Origin of the sequence: Streptomyces sp. KLMMK, from assembly GCF_036961605.1 — a bacterium.
Taxonomy (GTDB): Bacteria; Actinomycetota; Actinomycetes; order Streptomycetales; family Streptomycetaceae; genus Streptomyces; species Streptomyces telluris.
This window is the reverse complement of sequence record NZ_JBAMDC010000122.1, coordinates 1-17,010: the sequence shown is the minus strand read 5'-3', so window position 1 is coordinate 17,010 and position 17,010 is coordinate 1. Positions and strand designations below refer to the sequence as shown.

General features: G+C 71.2%; 19 protein-coding genes. 12 read left to right on the top strand and 7 right to left on the bottom strand.

From position 1 onward, the window contains the following. Positions 1–657 (bottom strand): streptophobe family protein (locus V7793_RS18970; RefSeq protein WP_336008053.1); only part of this gene is annotated, 657 nt, incomplete at its 3' end. Between the two features lie 230 nt (positions 658–887). Between V7793_RS18970 and V7793_RS18965 the strand changes: the two genes are divergently transcribed. After that, positions 888–3,494: an ABC transporter ATP-binding protein/permease gene (locus V7793_RS18965; protein WP_336008050.1), complete on the top strand. Its 2,607-nt coding sequence runs from the start codon at positions 888–890 to the stop codon at positions 3,492–3,494. 90 nt (positions 3,495–3,584) lie between these two features. Here the strand turns inward: V7793_RS18965 and V7793_RS18960 are convergent, their stop codons facing one another. Beyond that, complete coding sequence (locus V7793_RS18960) at positions 3,585–4,295, bottom strand: transglycosylase SLT domain-containing protein (RefSeq protein WP_336008049.1); 711 nt, start codon at positions 4,293–4,295, stop codon at positions 3,585–3,587. 338 nt (positions 4,296–4,633) lie between these two features. Further along, positions 4,634–5,332 (bottom strand): nitroreductase family protein, encoded by a 699-nt coding sequence (locus V7793_RS18955; protein WP_336008047.1) that lies wholly within the window; start codon positions 5,330–5,332, stop codon positions 4,634–4,636. A gap of 123 nt (positions 5,333–5,455) precedes the next feature. On the opposite strand from V7793_RS18955, the gene V7793_RS18950 reads away from it, so the two are divergent. From V7793_RS18950 to V7793_RS18935, 4 genes are all read left to right on the top strand, one after another. Further along, positions 5,456–6,634, top strand: a complete 1,179-nt coding sequence (locus V7793_RS18950) for a GAF domain-containing sensor histidine kinase (RefSeq protein ID WP_336008045.1) — start codon at positions 5,456–5,458, stop codon at positions 6,632–6,634. 61 nt (positions 6,635–6,695) lie between these two features. Beyond that, the gene (locus tag V7793_RS18945) at positions 6,696–7,328 is read left to right on the top strand and encodes a response regulator transcription factor (protein WP_336008055.1); all 633 of its coding nucleotides are present in this window, start codon (positions 6,696–6,698) and stop codon (positions 7,326–7,328) included. A gap of 163 nt (positions 7,329–7,491) precedes the next feature. Continuing rightward, a complete protein-coding gene (locus V7793_RS18940) occupies positions 7,492–7,728 on the top strand; it encodes a chaplin (RefSeq protein ID WP_336008044.1) in 237 nt (78 codons plus the stop codon). Positions 7,729–7,908: 180 nt separating this feature from the next. Beyond that, the gene (locus tag V7793_RS18935; RefSeq protein ID WP_336008041.1) at positions 7,909–8,376 is read left to right on the top strand and encodes a chaplin; all 468 of its coding nucleotides are present in this window, start codon (positions 7,909–7,911) and stop codon (positions 8,374–8,376) included. Between the two features lie 94 nt (positions 8,377–8,470). Here V7793_RS18935 and V7793_RS18930 read toward each other — a convergent pair whose 3' ends face one another. Continuing rightward, a complete protein-coding gene (locus tag V7793_RS18930) occupies positions 8,471–9,277 on the bottom strand; it encodes a hypothetical protein (protein ID WP_336008040.1) in 807 nt (268 codons plus the stop codon). A gap of 90 nt (positions 9,278–9,367) precedes the next feature. On the opposite strand from V7793_RS18930, the gene V7793_RS18925 reads away from it, so the two are divergent. From V7793_RS18925 to V7793_RS18910, 4 genes are all read left to right on the top strand, one after another. Then, complete coding sequence (locus V7793_RS18925; RefSeq protein ID WP_058045023.1) at positions 9,368–10,177, top strand: ABC transporter ATP-binding protein; 810 nt, start codon at positions 9,368–9,370, stop codon at positions 10,175–10,177. A gap of 70 nt (positions 10,178–10,247) precedes the next feature. Further along, the gene (locus V7793_RS18920; RefSeq protein WP_336008036.1) at positions 10,248–10,670 is read left to right on the top strand and encodes an NfeD family protein; all 423 of its coding nucleotides are present in this window, start codon (positions 10,248–10,250) and stop codon (positions 10,668–10,670) included. 158 nt (positions 10,671–10,828) lie between these two features. Beyond that, a complete protein-coding gene (locus V7793_RS18915; RefSeq protein WP_168093575.1) occupies positions 10,829–11,773 on the top strand; it encodes an SPFH domain-containing protein in 945 nt (314 codons plus the stop codon). An 84-nt stretch (positions 11,774–11,857) separates the two neighbouring features. Further along, positions 11,858–12,628: a sulfite exporter TauE/SafE family protein gene (locus V7793_RS18910; RefSeq protein ID WP_336008033.1), complete on the top strand. Its 771-nt coding sequence runs from the start codon at positions 11,858–11,860 to the stop codon at positions 12,626–12,628. Here V7793_RS18910 and V7793_RS18905 read toward each other — a convergent pair. Beyond that, positions 12,625–13,119, bottom strand: coding sequence for an HNH endonuclease (locus V7793_RS18905; protein WP_336008031.1), 495 nt, complete (start codon positions 13,117–13,119; stop codon positions 12,625–12,627). The two genes, V7793_RS18910 and V7793_RS18905, sit on opposite strands and share 4 nt — an antisense overlap. Before the next feature lie 434 nt (positions 13,120–13,553). Beyond that, complete coding sequence (locus V7793_RS18900; RefSeq protein ID WP_336008029.1) at positions 13,554–14,093, bottom strand: YbhB/YbcL family Raf kinase inhibitor-like protein; 540 nt, start codon at positions 14,091–14,093, stop codon at positions 13,554–13,556. Positions 14,094–14,187: 94 nt separating this feature from the next. Here V7793_RS18900 and V7793_RS18895 point away from each other — a divergent pair, with 94 nt between their 5' ends. After that, positions 14,188–14,655 carry a ribonuclease domain-containing protein gene (locus tag V7793_RS18895; RefSeq protein ID WP_336008027.1) on the top strand — a complete coding sequence of 156 codons (468 nt, stop codon included), beginning with the start codon at positions 14,188–14,190 and terminating at the stop codon, positions 14,653–14,655. Next, the gene (locus tag V7793_RS18890) at positions 14,652–15,083 is read left to right on the top strand and encodes a barstar family protein (protein ID WP_336008025.1); all 432 of its coding nucleotides are present in this window, start codon (positions 14,652–14,654) and stop codon (positions 15,081–15,083) included. Before V7793_RS18895 ends, V7793_RS18890 begins: the two co-directional genes overlap by 4 nt. A gap of 46 nt (positions 15,084–15,129) precedes the next feature. On the opposite strand, the gene V7793_RS18885 is transcribed toward V7793_RS18890, so the two are convergent. Continuing rightward, entirely contained in the window at positions 15,130–15,912 is a 783-nt protein-coding gene (locus V7793_RS18885; protein WP_336008023.1) for a sporulation protein, read from the bottom strand. Between the two features lie 83 nt (positions 15,913–15,995). Here V7793_RS18885 and V7793_RS18880 point away from each other — a divergent pair, with 83 nt between their 5' ends. Continuing rightward, on the top strand, positions 15,996–16,682 hold the full coding sequence (locus tag V7793_RS18880; RefSeq protein WP_336008021.1) for a DNA-3-methyladenine glycosylase: 687 nt from the start codon (positions 15,996–15,998) through the stop codon (positions 16,680–16,682). Positions 16,683–17,010: the final 328 nt, after the last annotated feature.

Sequence of the window (17,010 nt, the reverse complement as noted above, 5' to 3'; positions counted from 1 at the left end):
CAGGACGCCCAGGACCCAGACCGCGCCCCCGGACAGCGAGGGCCCCGTGCGCACGCTGAAGCCGACGGCGGCCTTGGCGTCGGCCAGGCCGGCGAGCCGGTCCGGCAGCCCGCCCGCGATGTCCCCGACGTCGCCGATGCCCGGGATCACCAGCTTGGGGCCGCCGCCGTCCCCGCCGCCGTCCCCGCCGCCCAGGCCCAGGCTGCTCCCGTCGATGGTGATCGAATCCTCCCCGGCCCAGGCGAGGCCGCCGAGCAGGAACAGGAAGAGCACGATCACCGCGCCGGCCCGTGCGGCGAGCTCTCCGGCGCCGATCGTGGCACCGGCACGGCGCAACGATCGTGCAAAGATCATTCCCAGCAACAGGGCGCCCGCCAGGCTCACTCCCAGTGGCGCGATATCGATGGCAGTGTGCGCCCCGGCGCCCTTCAGGCCGAATGCTTCAATATCCCCCGAAGGCGTGAGTGATCCGCCTACGGCGAGCACGACGACGGCAGCGGTCATCGGCCCCAGCGCGCCCGCCGTATCCGCGCCGAGCAGGTGCAACCCCAGCGCCGCAATCCCCGCCATGGCCAGAAAAGACCAGCTCACAGCCGCAATCGACGTCAGCAACAACTCCGCCGGGCGCACCCCGCGCCCGCCCCCGTCCACGGTCATCACGGCCCCCCGTGCCGGTCTGCAGCCGGGCTATTGCCCGGATGCGCATGATCCGTACGTATCCATGGCGGTAACCACTCTCCGGGTATGTTTCGGATCGGTCAACGGCGCCTGTTACACGGTCGCGGCAATCCCCGACTTTCGGTTCGGGGACTGTGCCTGAAATAGTTCCTCCCGATGTTCGCCATCCCTAGACTCCCTGATGCAGGGGGCTCATCGGGGGACAAGTAGTGGGGCATGGAGTGCCGGAACTCGTACTGGAATTGAATGGACAGACCTGGACGCTCGATCCGTCCAGGTCCTACACCCTCGGGCGGGATCCGCAGGGTGACATGGTGCTGCAGGACGCCCGCGTCTCGTGGCGGCACGCCACCGTACGGTGGGAGGGCCGCAGTTGGGTCATCGAGGACCACGGCAGCACCAACGGCACGTACGTGCAGGGTCAGCGGATCCACCACATGGAGATCGGCCCCGGCTCGACGGTGCACCTGGGCAACGCGACGGACGGCCCGCGGCTGAACCTGAGCGCCGGTGCCGCCGGTGCCGGCGCCGGAGTCCCTGCCGCGGACCTCTACAGCGCGCAGACGGCCATGGCCGCGCCGCTGCACCAGGCTCCGCCGCAGCACACGCCGCACCAGCCGCCGCAGCACCAGCAGCCAGGCGCCTGGCAGCAGCAGGGGCAGTACCAGCAGCCGCAGCAGCACCAGCAGCCCGGCGGCTGGCAGCAGCCCCAGCAGCAGCCGTACGTCCCCCAGCAGCCGGGACCCGGCGCGCACCAGCCCCCGGCGCACGGCGGCCCGCCCTCGCAGGGCGGCGCCCCGCCCGTCTACGGCGACCGCAGCCCGACCAGCTTCCACCAGATGGCCGTCGGCCGCGGCACGATGCGCATCGGTCGTGCCCTGGAGAACGAGCTGGTCGTCTCCGACCTCCAGGTCTCCCGGCACCACGCCGAGTTCCGCTCCACCGGCGACGGCCGCTTCGAGATCGTCGACCTCGGCAGCCACAACGGCACCTACGTCAACGGTCAGCCGGTCCGCCAGCAGATCATCGGCCCCAACGACATCGTCGGTGTCGGTCACTCCACCTTCCGCCTGGTCGGCGACCGGCTGGAGGAGTTCGTCGACACCGGCGACGTCTCCTTCTCCGCCCGCCACCTGACGGTCACCGTCGACGGCGGCAAGCAGATCCTCAAGGACGTCTCCTTCGGCGTCCCCGAGAAGTCGCTGATCGCCGTCATCGGCCCCTCCGGCTCCGGCAAGTCCACCCTCCTCAAGGCGCTCACCGGCTACCGGCCCGCCAACGAGGGCGACGTCCTCTACGACAACCGGAATCTCTACAAGCAGTTCGCCGAGCTGCGCCAGCGCATCGGCCTCGTCCCGCAGGACGACATCCTGCACAAGGAGCTCACCGTCCGGAAGGCGCTGCGCTACGCCGCGAAGCTCCGCTTCCCCGGTGACACCGCGGCCTCCGAGCGCGAGGCCCGGATAGACGAGGTGCTGCGCGAGCTCAAGCTCGACATCCACAAGGACAAGAAGGTCACCGCCCTCTCCGGCGGCCAGCGCAAGCGCGTCTCGGTGGCCCTGGAGCTGCTGACCAAGCCGTCGCTGATCTTCCTGGACGAGCCCACCTCCGGCCTCGACCCGGGCATGGACCGCGACGTCATGCAGCTGCTGCGCGGCCTCGCCGACGACGGCCGCACGGTCCTGGTGGTCACCCACTCCGTCGCCGAGCTCGCGCTCTGCGACAAGCTGCTCGTCATGGCCCCCGGCGGTTCCGTCGCCTACTTCGGCCCGCCGGAGGAAGCGCTCAACTTCTTCGGCTACGAGACCTGGGCGGACGTCTTCTCGGCCTTCGAGAACTACCGCGACTACGACTGGTCGGGCCGCTGGCGCGGCTCGCAGCACTACCAGATGTACGCGGCCGACATCGACGCCGTCGCCCCGCAGTCGGTGCACGTCCAGCCGCAGATGGTGCGCCCGCCGAAGGCCCAGAGCTGGGGCTCCCAGCTGTGGACGCTGATGCGCCGCTACGCCTCCGTCATCGCCTCGGACCGCGGCTTCATGGCCCTGATGCTGCTCCTGCCGGCCGTCCTCGGCGGAGTCAGCACGGTGATCCCGTCCGACTTCGGCCTCGGGCCGGCGAGCAAGGGCCACTTCAACCAGGACGCCGGCACGATCATGCTGATCCTCGCGGTCGGCATGTGCTTCTCCGGCGCCGCCAACTCCGTCCGTGAGCTGATCAAGGAACGGGTGATCTACGAACGGGAGAGGGCCGTCGGCCTGTCCCGCTCCGCGTACCTGATGTCCAAGGTGGTCGTCCTCGGCCTGATCACCGCGGTGCAGGGCGCCCTCATCTGCGCCATCGGCTTCTCGGTCCGCGAGCTGCCGGAGAACGGCCTGGTCTTCAAGGCGGCACCCGCCCTGGAGCTCTGCCTGGTGATCATCGCCCTGGGCTTCACCTGCATGATGATCGGCCTGGTCATCTCCGCGCTGGTGAAGACCTCCGAGAAGACCATGCCGCTGCTGGTCATGTTCGCGATCGTCCAGGTCGTCTTCACCGGCATCCTGTTCAAGATCTACGACTCGCCGGGCATCGAGCAGTTCGCCTGGCTGATGCCGGCGCGCTGGGCCATCGCCGGCGCCGGCACCACGCTCGACCTCTCGCACATCATGGCTCCGTTCGACAAGAGCAGGCCCCCCAAGCTCGACCCGCTCTGGGAGCACACCGCCACCCAGTGGTCGATCGACATCGTGGCCCTGCTCGTCATCGGCATCGCCTGTGGCTTCGCAGTCGCACGTTTGCTGCGCCGCCACGAGCCGGAGGTCATGCGCAAGTAGTCCCGCGCCCCTCTGCCCCACGCACGCCGAAGGGCGGCACCCGCACCGGGTGCCGCCCTTCGGCGTACGTCGCTGTCCGCGCACTCGGCCTTAGTAGGCGGAGTTCACGTTGTCCATGGAGCCGTAGACCTTCCACGCGTAGTTGCACGCGGCGGTGATGTTGGCGACCGGGTCGTAGATGTCCCAGGAGGTGCCCTCGACGTGGTACGCCTTGAAGGTCGGGTCGATCACCTGGAGCAGGCCCTTGGAGGGGATGCCCTTGGCGGCGTTGGAGTCCCAGAGGTTGATGGCCTTCGGGTTACCGGTCGACTCCCGCATGATGTTGCGGTGGATGCCGTTGTAGGAACCCGGGATGCCCTTGGCCTTCATGACGTCGAGGGCTTCCTTGATCCAGCCGTCGAGGTTGTTGGCGTAGGTCTTCGGGGCCGGGGCCGGGGCGGGCGCGGCCTGGACCGGCTTGCGCTCCTGGGAACGGCTCGCGGCCTCCTTCTCGGCGCGCTCCTTGTCGGCCTTCGCCTTGGCGGCGGCCTCGGCGTCCGCCTTCTTCTTGGCCTCGGCCTGCGCCTTCGCCTGCTTGGCGGCGTTGTCGGCCTGCTTGCCGAGCTGCTCCTGCTGCTCCTGGACGCCGAAGGCCTCGGCGGTCCACGCGACGGGCTTGACGGCGATGGGCTGCTTCTCCGCGTCGGCGGAGCCCGGTATCGCGGCGAACGTCAGAGCGGCGACGCCCGCGGCGGCGACGCCGGCGGCGGAGAACTTCTGGATCTTGGACAGGCGGCTATAACCAGAGATGGGGGAGCGCATGCTGAGGGGAACCTTCCGATCGCACGAAGTCGCAGTGGCCCGGAGCGGCGCGAATGAGCGCCGCGTCTCGATCGACGGCGCCGTGCGACGGGAGAATTCTTAGCGGCCGCAAAATGCTGTGGCAAAGGGGTGACGTACTACCCGGCTTCGTTGCCGAGGGTGCAGCGGGGAGGGGCAAAGGGAAGGTCAAAAGGGCCCCTGCCACCCGCTTACGCCGGTTTTATGCGCCCACTAGGCGGGGTCGTAGGTGACGTGCGTCCTATGTGCGGGGTCACACCGGGCGAGCGCTCCCGTCGCCCGGCGCGACCGGTTCCGCACACAGCGTGCCCGTCCCGGGCTCAGACCTCCACCAGCACCTGATCGAGGCTCTTGCGCACCAGGTCCGGCACCTGGCAGTCGTCCGCCGGATAGCCCACGGGGATCACCGCGAACGCCTTCTCGTTCACGGGACGGCCCAGCGCCTCGGACAGGAAACGCATCGGGCTCGGCGTGTGCACCAGGGCGGCGAGCCCCGACAGGTGCAGCGCGGACAGCAGCATCCCGACCGCGATGCCGACCGACTCGTCCACGTAGTAGTGCTTGCGCTTCTCCCCGCCCTCGCCGAGCCAGTACCGCTGCTGGAAGACCACGATCAGCGCGGGCGCGTCCGTCAGGTGCGGCTTGACCTCGTCCGTGCCCAGCGGCCGCAGGGCCGCCAGCCACTCCTCGCCCAGCCGGCCCGCGTACGAGAGCTGCTCCTCCTCCTCGGCGGCGGCACGGATGCGCCGCCGCACCCCGGGGTCCTTCACCAGGACGAAGGTCCACGGCTGCTGGTGCGCCCCGGAGGGCGCGGTGGCCGCGCATGCGATGGCGTCCCAGACCACCTGCTCCGGCACCGGATCGGCGGAGAACTGCCGCACCGTCCGCCGCCCGTCCATCCGCTCGCGCAGCTCGGCGGCGCGGGCGAGGGACTCCTGGACGGGCATCCGAGGGGGCCGGTAGGGCACGGGCCGGTAGGCGTCGCCGTGGGTGGGTGTCCACTGGGTTGGTATAGACATGGCAAGTACATGCCCACGGCGGGGGCCGGGCAGCCACCCGACCACCGGCCTAGGCCGAACGACTCAGGCCCGGCCGCCGCCGGCCCGATCCCCGGCCCCGCGGCCCTCGCTACGGTTAAGGCCATGACCAATGGCCCCCGCTCCGGCCTCACCGCAGTGAGCACCGCACTCCTCGCCATGAGCAGACACCTGCAGGTGCACGACGTCCTCAAGACGATCGTCGTCTCCGCCCGGGAACTGCTGGACGCCCGGTACGCGGCCCTCGGCGTCCCGGACGACCACGGCGGCTTCGCCCAGTTCGTCGTCGACGGCGTCAGCGACGAGCAGTGGAAGGCCATCGGCCCCCTGCCCCGCCAGCACGGCGTCCTCGCCGCGATGATCCAGCACGCGACACCCGAGCGCCTCGCCGACGTCCGCTCGGACCCCCGCTTCGGCGGCTGGCCCGCCGCCCACCCCGACATGCGCGACTTCATCGGCATGCCGGTCGCGGACGGCGACGAGGTCCTCGGAGCGCTCTTCCTCGCGAACAAGAAGCGCCCCGCCCGCACCGGCGAGCCGCCCTGCGGCCTCGAGGAGGCCGGGCCCACCTGCGGCTTCACCGCGGAGGACGAGGAGCTGCTGAGCGTGCTCGCCCAGCATGCGGCCATAGCCCTCACCAACGCCCGCCTCTACGAGCGCAGCCGCGAGCTGACCATCGCCGAGGAGCGCGCCCGCCTCTCCCACGAGCTGCACGACGCCGTCGCCCAGAAGCTCTTCTCGCTGCGGCTGACCGCCCAGGCCGCCGCCGCGCTCGTCGACCGCGACCCCGCCCGCGCCAAGGAGGAGCTGCACGAGGCCGCCCGGCTCGCCGCGGAGGCCACCGACGAGCTGCGGGCCGCGGTCGTGGAGCTGCGGCCCGCGGGGCTGGACGAGGACGGCCTCGTCGCGACCCTGCGCACCCAGATCCAGGTCCTCGACCGGGCCCACACCGCCAAGGTCACCTTCGCCTCCCACGGAGTACGGGCCCTGCCGGCCGCCCAGGAGGAGGCCCTGCTGCGCGTGGCCCAGGAGGCCCTGCACAACGCCCTGCGCCACTCCGGAGCGGGCCGCGTCCAGGTCACCCTCACCCGGGTGGGCCAGGGCGCGGCGCTGTGCGTCGCCGACGACGGCTGCGGCTTCGAGCCCGACGCCGTCCGCCGGGCCGGGCGCCACCTCGGCCTCGTGTCGATGCGGGACCGCGCGAGCGGCGTCGGCGGCAGTCTGACCGTTACCTCGGAGCCCGGGATGGGCACCGCGATCGAGATGGAGGTGCCCGGTGGCTGAAGAAAGCAGGGGCAGCGCAGAGCGCTTCGACCAAAGGGGGGCGGCGGGCGACGGGCGGGCGATCCGCGTGGTGCTGGTGGACGACCACCAGGTGGTCCGCAGGGGCCTGCGCACCTTCCTGGAGGTCCAGGACGACATCGAGGTGGTGGGGGAGGCTGCGGACGGCGCCGAGGGCGTCGAGCGCACGGAGGAGCTGCGCCCGGACGTCGTCCTCATGGACGTGAAGATGCCCGGGACCGACGGGATCGAGGCGCTGCGCCGGCTGCGGGAGCTGGAGAACCCCGCCCGGGTGCTGATCGTCACGAGCTTCACCGAGCAGCGCACGGTCATCCCGGCCCTGCGCGCGGGGGCGGCGGGCTACGTCTACAAGGACGTGGACCCCGACGCCCTGGCGGGCGCGATCCGCTCGGTGCACGCGGGCCACGTCCTGCTGCAGCCCGAGGTGGCCGGGGCGCTGCTGTCGCAGGAGGAGGCCGGGGGCGGCGGCCAGGGGCGGGGCAACGCGCTGACCGAGCGGGAGCGGGAGGTGCTGGCGCTGATCGCGGACGGCCGTTCGAACCGGGAGATCGCCCGTGCGCTGGTGCTCTCGGAGAAGACAGTCAAGACCCACGTGTCGAACATTCTGATGAAGCTGGACCTCGCCGACCGCACACAGGCGGCGCTCTGGGCCGTCCGACATGGGATCGGAGCCTGACCGGCACGGGCCCGCGGCAAAGCGGAACGTCGCGTTCTGATCAGAGATTCATACGACCGTGTGGTGGTCGCCCCGGCCCCGCAACCCGAATGGCCGCGGCCCGTTCTCCATGGCGTACCGCGGCGGCTGGCCGTGGCAACGCCCTAGGAAGGTCATAAGAAGAGTGAAGAACATGAAGAAGGCCGCAGTCATCACCATCGCCGCCGGCGGTCTCGCCCTCGCCGGTGCCGGTGCCGCTTCCGCGCACCAGGCCGACGGCAAGGCGCAGAACTCCCCGGGTGTCGCCTCCGGCAACGTCGTCCAGGTTCCGGTGAAGGTCGGCGCCAACCTCTGCGGCAACACCATCAGCATCGTCGGCGTGCTCAACCCCGCCGCCGGCAACCTCTGCGTCAACAAGTAATACCGGTGCATCCCGCCTGCCCGGCGCGCCCTGCATAGCCCGGGCAGGCGCGGGCGAGCAATCGTCCGAACGAGGGCAACACCGCCGATGGCCGTGCCGTCGGCGGTGCGCTGGCGTTCATCACTACGCGACCCCGCGGCTGGGGCCGCCGAGAACGTCAGCAGAAGGAAGACCCTCACCATGAACAGTGCCAAGAAAGCCGCTCTCGCCCTGGCGGTCACGGGGCTCGCCGTCGGTTCCACCGTGGGCGTCGCGTCCGCTCACGACCGTGGTGACCGCCACGACCACAGCGACCGCCAGGTGCACGAGCACCGCCACCACCCGGGTGGCGCCGTCGCCAACGGCGTCGCCAAGGGCTCGCCGGGCGTCGTCTCCGGCAACGTCATCCAGGTGCCGGTGCAGGTGCCGCTGAACATCTGCGGCAACACCATCGACATCCTGATCGGCCTGCTGAACCCGACCTTCGGGAACACCTGCGTCAACGCCAGCAGCGGCTGGGACGAGCACCGCAGCTTCCACGAGCACCGCGGTCACCACGACAAGCACGGCCACGACGGCGGTCACTGGAACGGCCACAGCCGGCACGACGGCCACAACGGTCACAACGGTCACAACGGCCACTGGGGTGGCCACGACGGGCGTCACTGACCCGTACCGGCACGACGGGAAGGCCTCGCGGACCTCTGGACCGCGGGGCCTTCCCGTGCCTCACGCACTTCCCGTACGACCGGCGGTCACCGCCTCAGTGCCGCTTGCGGGCCCGCTCCTCGACGATCGCGTTGTACGCGGCGACCTGGGCCCGGCGGGCCGTCCGTTCCACCGGCCGCAGCGCCTGCGCCCGCGCCGCTATCTCCGACGCGCTCACCGCGGCCCCGTGCTCACGGCCGCCGCCGTCCCCCGGCTCGTGGGCGATCGCGATCAGCGCCCCCACGCGCTGCGCCAGCTCCAGCACGCGCACGGCCCGCGGCGGATACCCCGGTGCCAGCACCTCGCGCCCGCGCTCGGCCCGCGCCCGGTACGCCTCCAGTGCTGCCTGCGCCACCGGTCCCGAGCCCGCCACGTCCAGCCGCGAGAGCACGTCCGTGGCCTCCCGCAGGGCCTCCGCGAGCTCCCGCTCGGCCTCCCCGAGGGAGGGCACGTCCGCCGGCGGCGCGTCCCGTACGGGCAGGCAGTGCCAGACGACCTCGACGTGCACGTCGCCCTCCGGCCCGGCCTCGGACACCTCCGGTACGAGCCCCAGCGCGGCCCCCGTGGCGACGACCGCCTCCCCGGCCTCCAGGGCGCGGGCATTGAACTCCGGCGGGCCGCTGAGGCCCAGCGGGTGGCCGGGGGCCGGCAGGGCGAGGCGCAGTCCGGTGGCCCCCAGCGCCCGCAGCCGGCCGAGAGCGAGCGTCAGGCCGACGGGGCCGGATTCACCGGGAAGGCCCACGACGCGGTGGACGGCGTCATCCCCGGTGATCTGGTGCGCGGCGTCATCAGGTGCGGCAAACCCGGCAATGAGGGCATTTCCCCACGCGGTGAGCCGTCCTGAGCGATGTTCATCGAGCATGGCCACCAGCCTAAGGACTGGTGTCCCCGGCGGGTGGCGTAGGTTTTCCCTGGGGGCTGCGCTTACCGGCGCCGCGACGACGAGACTGCAATGGGAGACAACGCGCTCATGAGCGAAGTGCTGGAACTGGTGGACGTATCCGTGGTCCGCGAGGGCCGGGCTCTGGTGGACCAGGTCTCCTGGTCGGTCAAGGAGGGGGAGCGCTGGGTCATCCTCGGCCCCAACGGTGCCGGCAAGACCACCCTCCTGAATGTCGCCTCCAGCTACCTCTTCCCGACCACGGGCACGGTCAAGGTCCTGGGCGAGAAGCTCGGCGCGGTCGACGTCTTCGAGCTGCGCCCGCGCATCGGCGTGGCCGGCATCGCCCTCGCCGACAAGCTGCCGCGCAGCCAGACCGTCCTGGAGACCGTCCTCACCGCCGCCTACGGCATGACGGCCACCTGGCAGGAGAGCTACGAGGAGGTCGACGAGCAGCGCGCCCGCGCCTTCCTCGACGTCCTCGGCATGACGGACCTGCTGGACCGCAAGTTCGGCACCCTCTCCGAGGGCGAGCGCAAGCGCACCCTCATCGCCCGCGCGATGATGACCGACCCCGAGCTGCTGCTCCTCGACGAGCCCGCCGCAGGTCTCGACCTCGGCGGCCGCGAGGACCTCGTGCGCCGCCTCGGCCGGCTCGCCCGCGACCCGCTCGCCCCCTCGATGATCATGGTGACCCACCACGTCGAGGAGATTCCCGCGGGCTTCACCCATGTCCTGATGATCCGTCAGGGCAAGGTGCTGGCCGCCGGCCCCGTCGAGCTGGAGCTCACCTCCCGCAACCTCTCCCACTGCTTCGGCCTCCCGCTGGTCGTCGAGCGCCGGGGCGACCGCTGGACGGCCCAGGGCCTGCCGCTCTCCTGACCCGCAACCAGGGCGCCCGGCTCCCCGGGCACCCTGTCCCGGGGGCGGTCACCGCGCCTACCATGACCATGTGGACACATGGGTGTGGTGGCTGGTGGCCGCCGTCGGACTGGGCATCCCGCTGGTGGTGACCGCGATGCCCGAGTTCGGCATGCTCGCTCTCGGCGCCGTCGCCGCCGCCGTGACCAATGCGCTCGGTGCGGGCACCGTGGCGCAGTTCGTCGTCTTCGCCGCCGTCTCCATAGCCCTCATCGCGGTCGTGCGCCCGGTCGCCATGCGGCACCGCGCCCAGCGACCCGAGCTGGCGAGCGGCGTGGAAGCCCTCAAGGGACGGCAGGCCGTCGTTCTGGAGCGGGTCGACGGCAGTGGCGGCCGGATCAAGCTCGCCGGCGAGATCTGGTCGGCCCGCGCCCTCGACTCCGAGCGCACCTTCGAGGCCGGCGAGCACGTCGACGTCGTCGAGATCGAGGGCGCCACGGCCATTGTGATGTGACGCGGTGCCCGTGACGGCCGTGTCCGACAAAGCGGTGTCCGCCGAAGCGATGTCCGTGAAGTGCAGTCAACGCCTGCACGGCGGCACCGCGTTCTGAAAGACTCGAACTGGATCAACCCGGTCCACCCGATCAACGACCAGAGGCACGGGGAGCCCCGATGGAACCGATCATCATCGTCCTGATCATCTTGGTGGTGCTCGTCTTCATCGCCCTCATGAAGACGGTGCAGGTCATTCCGCAGGCCAGCGCCGCCATCGTGGAGCGCTTCGGCCGCTACACCCGCACCCTCAACGCCGGCCTGAACATCGTCGTCCCCTTCATCGACTCCATCCGTAACCGCATCGACCTGCGCGAGCAGGTCGTGCCGTTCCCCCCGCAGCCGGTGATCACCCAGGACAACCTGGTCGTCAACATCGACACCGTCATCTACTACCAGGTGACCGACGCCCGCGCCGCCACCTACGAGGTCTCCAGCTTCATCCAGGCCATCGAGCAGCTCACCGTCACCACCCTGCGCAACATCATCGGCGGCATGGACCTGGAGCGGACCCTCACCTCCCGCGAGGAGATCAACGCCGCCCTCCGCGGCGTCCTCGACGAGGCCACCGGCAAGTGGGGCATCCGCGTCAACCGCGTCGAGCTCAAGGCCATCGAGCCCCCGACCTCCATCCAGGACTCGATGGAGAAGCAGATGCGCGCCGACCGTGACAAGCGCGCCGCGATCCTCACCGCCGAGGGCATCCGCCAGTCGCAGATCCTCACCGCCGAGGGCGAGAAGCAGTCCGCGATCCTGCGCGCCGAGGGCGAGGCCCGGGCCGCCGCCCTGCGCGCCGAGGGCGAGGCCCAGGCCATCCGTACGGTCTTCGAGTCCATCCACGCCGGAGACGCCGACGAGAAGCTCCTCGCCTACCAGTACCTCCAGATGCTCCCGAAGATCGCCGAAGGCGACGCCAACAAGCTCTGGATCGTGCCCAGTGAGATCGGCGACGCCCTCAAGGGCCTGAGCGGCGCCGTCGGCAACCTCGGCCCCATGGGCGGCGCGCCCAAGTCCCCCCGGTCCCCCAAGGAGTCCCCGCGCCGGGAGCAGCCCGGCATCGACTGACGGCCGTCCTCTCCTGCATGATCAGCAAGGCCCCTCGACCTTCCACGGCGGGGAGGCGACACCCTGATCATGAAGGAGATGGCCTTGTCCATCTGGGAAGCACTCGCGGTCTTCGCCGCCGGCATCGGCGCGGGCACCATCAACACCATCGTCGGCTCCGGCACCCTGTTCACCTTCCCGGTGCTCCTCGCCGTCGGCCTGCCGCCGGTGACCGCCAACGTCTCCAACACCATCGGCCTGGTCACCGGCAACATCAGCGGCACCCTCGGCTACCGGCGTGAACTCCGCGGCCAGCGCGCCCGCGCCGTCCGCCTCGGCCTCACCGCCCTCGTCGGCGGCCTCGCCGGAGCCGTCCTGCTGCTCGCCCTGCCCTCGAAGGCGTTCGACGCCATCGTGCCCGCCCTCATCGGCATCGCGCTGGTCCTCGTCATCCTCCAGCCCCGGCTCGCCAAGGCCCTGGCCCGCCGCCGCGAACGCAACGGCACCGAGGGCGAGCGCAGCGACGGCGGCCCCGGCCTCCTGGCCGGCCTGCTCCTCGCCAGCGCCTACGGCGGTTACTTCGGCGCGGCCCAAGGGGTCCTCTACCTCTCCCTCATGGGCCTGCTCCTGCGTGACGACCTCCAGCGCATCAACGCCCTCAAGAACCTCCTGGCCGTCATCGTCAACGGCGTCGCCGCGCTCGTCTTCGTCTGCGTCGCCCACGTCGACTGGACTGCCGCCCTGCTCGTCGCCGCCGGCTCCACCCTCGGCGGGCAGATAGGCGCCAAGGTCGGCCGCCGCCTCTCGCCCACGGCGCTGCGCGGCGTCATCGTCGCCGTGGGCGTCGTGGCCATCGTGCAGATGCTGCTGCGCTAGGCCGCCGAGCCGCGCCGGACGGGGGCGCCGTACGCCCCCGTCGCCAGCAGCAGCGACTCCGCCGGAGTGGGCTCGAACGGAAGGCTCAGCAGCGGCATCCCCGCCTGCTCCGGCGTGCGGTCCGCCTTGCGGTGGTTGTCCTCCGCGCAGGCCGCGACCGTATTCAGCCAGCTGTCCTCGCCGCCGCGCGACCGGGGCACCACGTGGTCCACGGTCGTGGCCCGCCGCCCGCAGTACGCGCACCGGTGCCTGTCCCGCACCAGCACCCCCCTCCGCGACCAGGGCGCCCGTCTTCGGAACGGCACCCGGACGTACCGGCAGAGCCTGATCACCTGCGGTGCGGGTACGTCGATCGCGGTGCCCCGCACCCGGCGCCCGGGGCGGGCCTGCTCGACCACGGCCTTGCCCTGCAGTACGAGCACCACCGCACGCCGCAGCGACACCGTCGCCAGCGGCTCGAAGCTCGCATTGAGGACCAGCGTCTCCCGCATCCCGGCCACCTCCCGGATCACCCCCGCCCCAGCGGCGAGGTGGCTCAACTGTGCCGGGGCAATTGCGCAGCGGACAACGCAATTTCGATGCAGCGAAAGGGAGTTGATGGGGAGTCCGGCGAAGCGGGCAGGGGAGAAGGCGGGGCGACGAAGGGGGGGGGCAACGCTCCGGGCCCTTCCCCCGTGACGAACACGGGCCCGGAGCGTACGGCAGCGGACGCGGTCGCCCGGCACGCAGCCCGGCTCCGGCAGACCGCGGGCGCAACTGCGCCCCGCCGCCCCCGCCACTGCGGTGTCCACTGCCCGACGGCCATGCGGGGCCGTCAGCCATGCACCACTGTGCGATTCAAGGGCGGCGGGGCGCAACGGATTTTCCGGTCGCACCACGCCGGTACGGGCCCGCGCCTCACCTGCGACGGACCCGCGCAGGAGCCTCAGCCCGCGGCCGGCGCCTCGTACTCACCGATCAGGTGGGCCCGTCCCAGCGCGTGGAACCGCAGGTGGAAGCCCACCACCGCCGGCGAGGCCTCGGCGTCCGGGCCGAGCTTCTCCCGATCCACCGCGTACACCGTGAACACGTAGCGGTGCGACCCGTCCCCCGGCGGCGGAGCGGCCCCGCCGAAGTCCCGCGTGCCGTAGTCGTTGCGCGCGTGCACCGCGCCCGCCGGAAGCCCCTTCATGTCCCCGCCGCCCGCGCCCGCCGGAAGCTCCGTCACCGAGGCCGGGATGTCGAACAGCACCCAGTGCCAGAACCCGCTGCCCGTCGGCGCGTCCGGGTCGTAGCACGTCACCGCGAAGCTCTTCGTGTCCGCGGGGAAGCCCTCCCAGCGCAGCTGCGGGGAGAGGTTCCCACCGCTGTGGACCTGATCCCGGCCGAGCGTCCCGCCGTCCGTCAGATCGTCGCTCGCCACCGTGAACGAGGGCACCGGCGGATGGAAATCGTGGGGGAGCGGCCGTCGCTTCTGCTCGGACACTTCTGCGCCTCCTGTAACGCCCGGGAATGCTGCGGAACACTGAAGACGTCAGCCTAACGAGCCCTCAGGGGCCGCGGCTGAGACCATACGAAGCGTGCTTCGACAGTTTGGCCCCATCGGACGACCGGCCGGCCGCGCCCTGCGCACCCTGACCGTCCTCCTCGCCGCCCTCCCCCTGCTCCTCCTGCCCGGCTGCTCCTCCTCGGACGCCGGCGGCGGCAGGAAGGGCGGGGGCGGCGGCGCCTCGACCGCCGCACCGCCCGCACCCTCATGGGCGCACGGCATGAAGACCGTCTCGCGGGAGAAGCTGCCGCCCGAGGCCCGCAAGACCCTCGACCTCATCGACAAGGGCGGGCCCTTCCCGTACGACAAGGACGGCACCGTCTTCGGCAACTACGAGAACCGGCTGCCGAAACAGACCCGCGGCTACTACCACGAGTACACCGTCCCCACGCCCGGCGCCCGCAACCGCGGCGCCCGCCGCATCATCACCGGCAACCGCGCCGAGCGCTACTACACCAGCGACCACTACCAGACCTTTGAAGCGGTGGTACAGCCATGACCGACCTGCTGCCCGCCCCCGGACTCACCGGACTCCTCCTCGGCACGACCCCGCCCGGCGTCTACCGGCTGCCGCCCACCGACACCACCCCCCGCGTCGTGTCGCTCGCCGCAGAGGCCGAGTGGCGCGGGGCCACCCTGCACCTCGGCGGGGTGACCACCAAGACGGCCTTCCTCGAGCGGTGCGCCGGCGACCTGGAGTTCCCCGAGTGGTTCGGCCGCAACTGGGACGCCCTCGCCGACTGCCTCACCGACCTCTCGTGGTGGCGCGAGGAAGGCAAGGCGCGCGGCTACCTGGTCCTCGCCGAGGAGTGGACGGCCTTCCGCAAGGCGTCGCCGAAGGACGCCCGCACGGCGGAGGCGGTCTTCGGCGACGCCGTCGACTACTGGGCCGGGGCGGAGACACCGCTGGCGGTGCTGCTGGGGTGACCCGTGGGAGGCGGGCGGTGCGCCGCGGCCGGCCTGGACATGACCGTCAGAGCCAGTTGCGCCGGCCGCCGACCTCCGCCAGCCACTGGTTGAGGTACGCCGCCCAGTCCGTCTGCCCGTACGCGTGCAGGTCGACCGTGAACGACCGGTAGGTGTCGCTGCCCTCGGAGAACAGCCCCGGCTTCTTGTCCATCTCCAGCACGACGTCCATCTCGCGGTCGTCCGCGACGAACGACAGCTCGACCTCGTTCAGCCCCCGGTACTGCGACGGGGCGCGGAACTCGATCTCCTGGTAGAAGGGCAGCCGCTGGCGTGTCCCCCGGATCTGCCCCCGCTCCAGGTCCGCGCTCTTGAAAGCGAAGCCCAGCTGCCCGAACGCGTCCAGGATCGCCTGCTGCGCCGGCAGCGGGTGCACATTCACCGGATCGAGGTCGCCGGAGTCCACGGCGCGGGCGATCGCCAGGTGCGTCGTCACCCCGACGTCCATGCCCGTCAGGTTCCGCCCCAGGAAGGTGGTGACCGGCGTCTCCCACGGGATCTCCAGCCCGAACGGCACCGAGTGCACCGCCCCGGCCTGCACCTCGAACGCCCCGCCCAGCTGCATGCGGGTGAACTCGACGTCCTGCTTGTACTCGCTGTCGTCGCCCTCGACCTCCACCCGGGCCTGCAGCCCGATGGACAGGCTCTGGATCTCCTGCGCGACGGAACCGCCCTGGATCCGCACCTCGCCCTGGACGATGCCGCCGGGGACGACGTTCTCCTCGAACAGCACCGTCTCCACCGAGGCGCCCCCGGCGCCCAGGCTCGCCAGCAGCTTCTTGAACCCCATGACCGCGACCTCTCCTTACCGGACCCGCGCCCCCACTGATTCGGAGCGAGTCCTTCCGTTCTTGTCCGTTACGCTCGATCGGCATGATCGCCGCGCCTGACCGTATGCCAATCGCCCGCGACTTCTTCGACCGTCCCGTCCTGGAGGTCGCCCCCGAGCTGCTGGGCCGGACCCTCGTCCGTACGACCTCCGACGGACCGATCGAGGTCCGCATCACGGAGGTCGAGGCGTACGCGGGCGAAGCGGACCCCGGCTCCCACGCCTACCGCGGCCGGACCGAGCGCAATGCCTCGATGTTCGGACCGCCGGGGCATGCGTATGTCTACTTCATCTACGGCATGTGGTTCAGCCTCAACCTCGTCTGCGGGGAGGAGGGCACCGCGAGCGGCGTCCTCCTCAGGGCGGGCGAAGTGATCAAGGGGCAGGACCTGGCCCGGGAACGCCGCCCCAAGGCGCGCAAGGACCGGGAGCTGGCGCAGGGCCCCGCCCGCCTGGCCACGGCACTGAGTGTCGACCGCAGTCTGAACGGCACGGACATCTGTGCAGGCCCCGGCGCCCCGCTCGCCGTCCTCGCCGGCCACCCCGTCTCCCCGGACCGGATCCGCAACGGCCCGCGCACGGGCGTGGGCGGCGAGGGGGCCGCTCACCCGTGGCGCTTCTGGGCGGACGGCGACCCGACGGTCAGCCCGTACCGCGCCCACGTGCCGCGCCACCGCGGAGGACGCGGCGAGCGAGGACCCGGCAAGACGGCCCGACAGGCCGGTGCTTGACTCTCGGACGCCGAGGACCTAACGTAGCCCGAGCCGCTTGAGACGGACGTGCCGTGTGCACGGACCGGTGAGCGGCACAATCACTACTAGAGGTCCACCCCGGATCGGGGTCATATTTTGCTGTGCCGAAATATGACGACGATCGGCTCGATTAGGAGCCGACGGGAAAAGCCGCTAAAGTAGTGAACACCCCGCCGACAGGGGATCGGAAAACGAATTCGAGCCGGGAACGGCACGGAAAACGATCTGATAGAGTCGGAACACGAAATACCGAAGGGAAGCGCCCGGAGGAAAGCCCGAGAGGGTGAGTACAAAGGAAGCGTCCGTT

What these genes read in the sequence shown, in the direction of transcription:
- V7793_RS18960 (WP_336008049.1), bottom strand. Translation starts at nt 4,295, where the DNA reads ATGCGCTCCCCCATCTCTGGTTATAGCCGCCTGTCCAAGATCCAGAAG.
- V7793_RS18955 (WP_336008047.1), bottom strand. Translation starts at nt 5,332, where the DNA reads ATGTCTATACCAACCCAGTGGACACCCACCCACGGCGACGCCTACCGG.
- V7793_RS18950 (WP_336008045.1), top strand. Translation starts at nt 5,456, where the DNA reads ATGACCAATGGCCCCCGCTCCGGCCTCACCGCAGTGAGCACCGCACTC.
- V7793_RS18935 (WP_336008041.1), top strand. Translation starts at nt 7,909, where the DNA reads ATGAACAGTGCCAAGAAAGCCGCTCTCGCCCTGGCGGTCACGGGGCTC.
- V7793_RS18930 (WP_336008040.1), bottom strand. Translation starts at nt 9,277, where the DNA reads ATGCTCGATGAACATCGCTCAGGACGGCTCACCGCGTGGGGAAATGCC.
- V7793_RS18925 (WP_058045023.1), top strand. Translation starts at nt 9,368, where the DNA reads ATGGGAGACAACGCGCTCATGAGCGAAGTGCTGGAACTGGTGGACGTA.
- V7793_RS18915 (WP_168093575.1), top strand. Translation starts at nt 10,829, where the DNA reads ATGGAACCGATCATCATCGTCCTGATCATCTTGGTGGTGCTCGTCTTC.
- V7793_RS18905 (WP_336008031.1), bottom strand. Translation starts at nt 13,119, where the DNA reads ATGCGGGAGACGCTGGTCCTCAATGCGAGCTTCGAGCCGCTGGCGACG.
- V7793_RS18890 (WP_336008025.1), top strand. Translation starts at nt 14,652, where the DNA reads ATGACCGACCTGCTGCCCGCCCCCGGACTCACCGGACTCCTCCTCGGC.
- V7793_RS18885 (WP_336008023.1), bottom strand. Translation starts at nt 15,912, where the DNA reads ATGGGGTTCAAGAAGCTGCTGGCGAGCCTGGGCGCCGGGGGCGCCTCG.
- V7793_RS18880 (WP_336008021.1), top strand. Translation starts at nt 15,996, where the DNA reads ATGATCGCCGCGCCTGACCGTATGCCAATCGCCCGCGACTTCTTCGAC.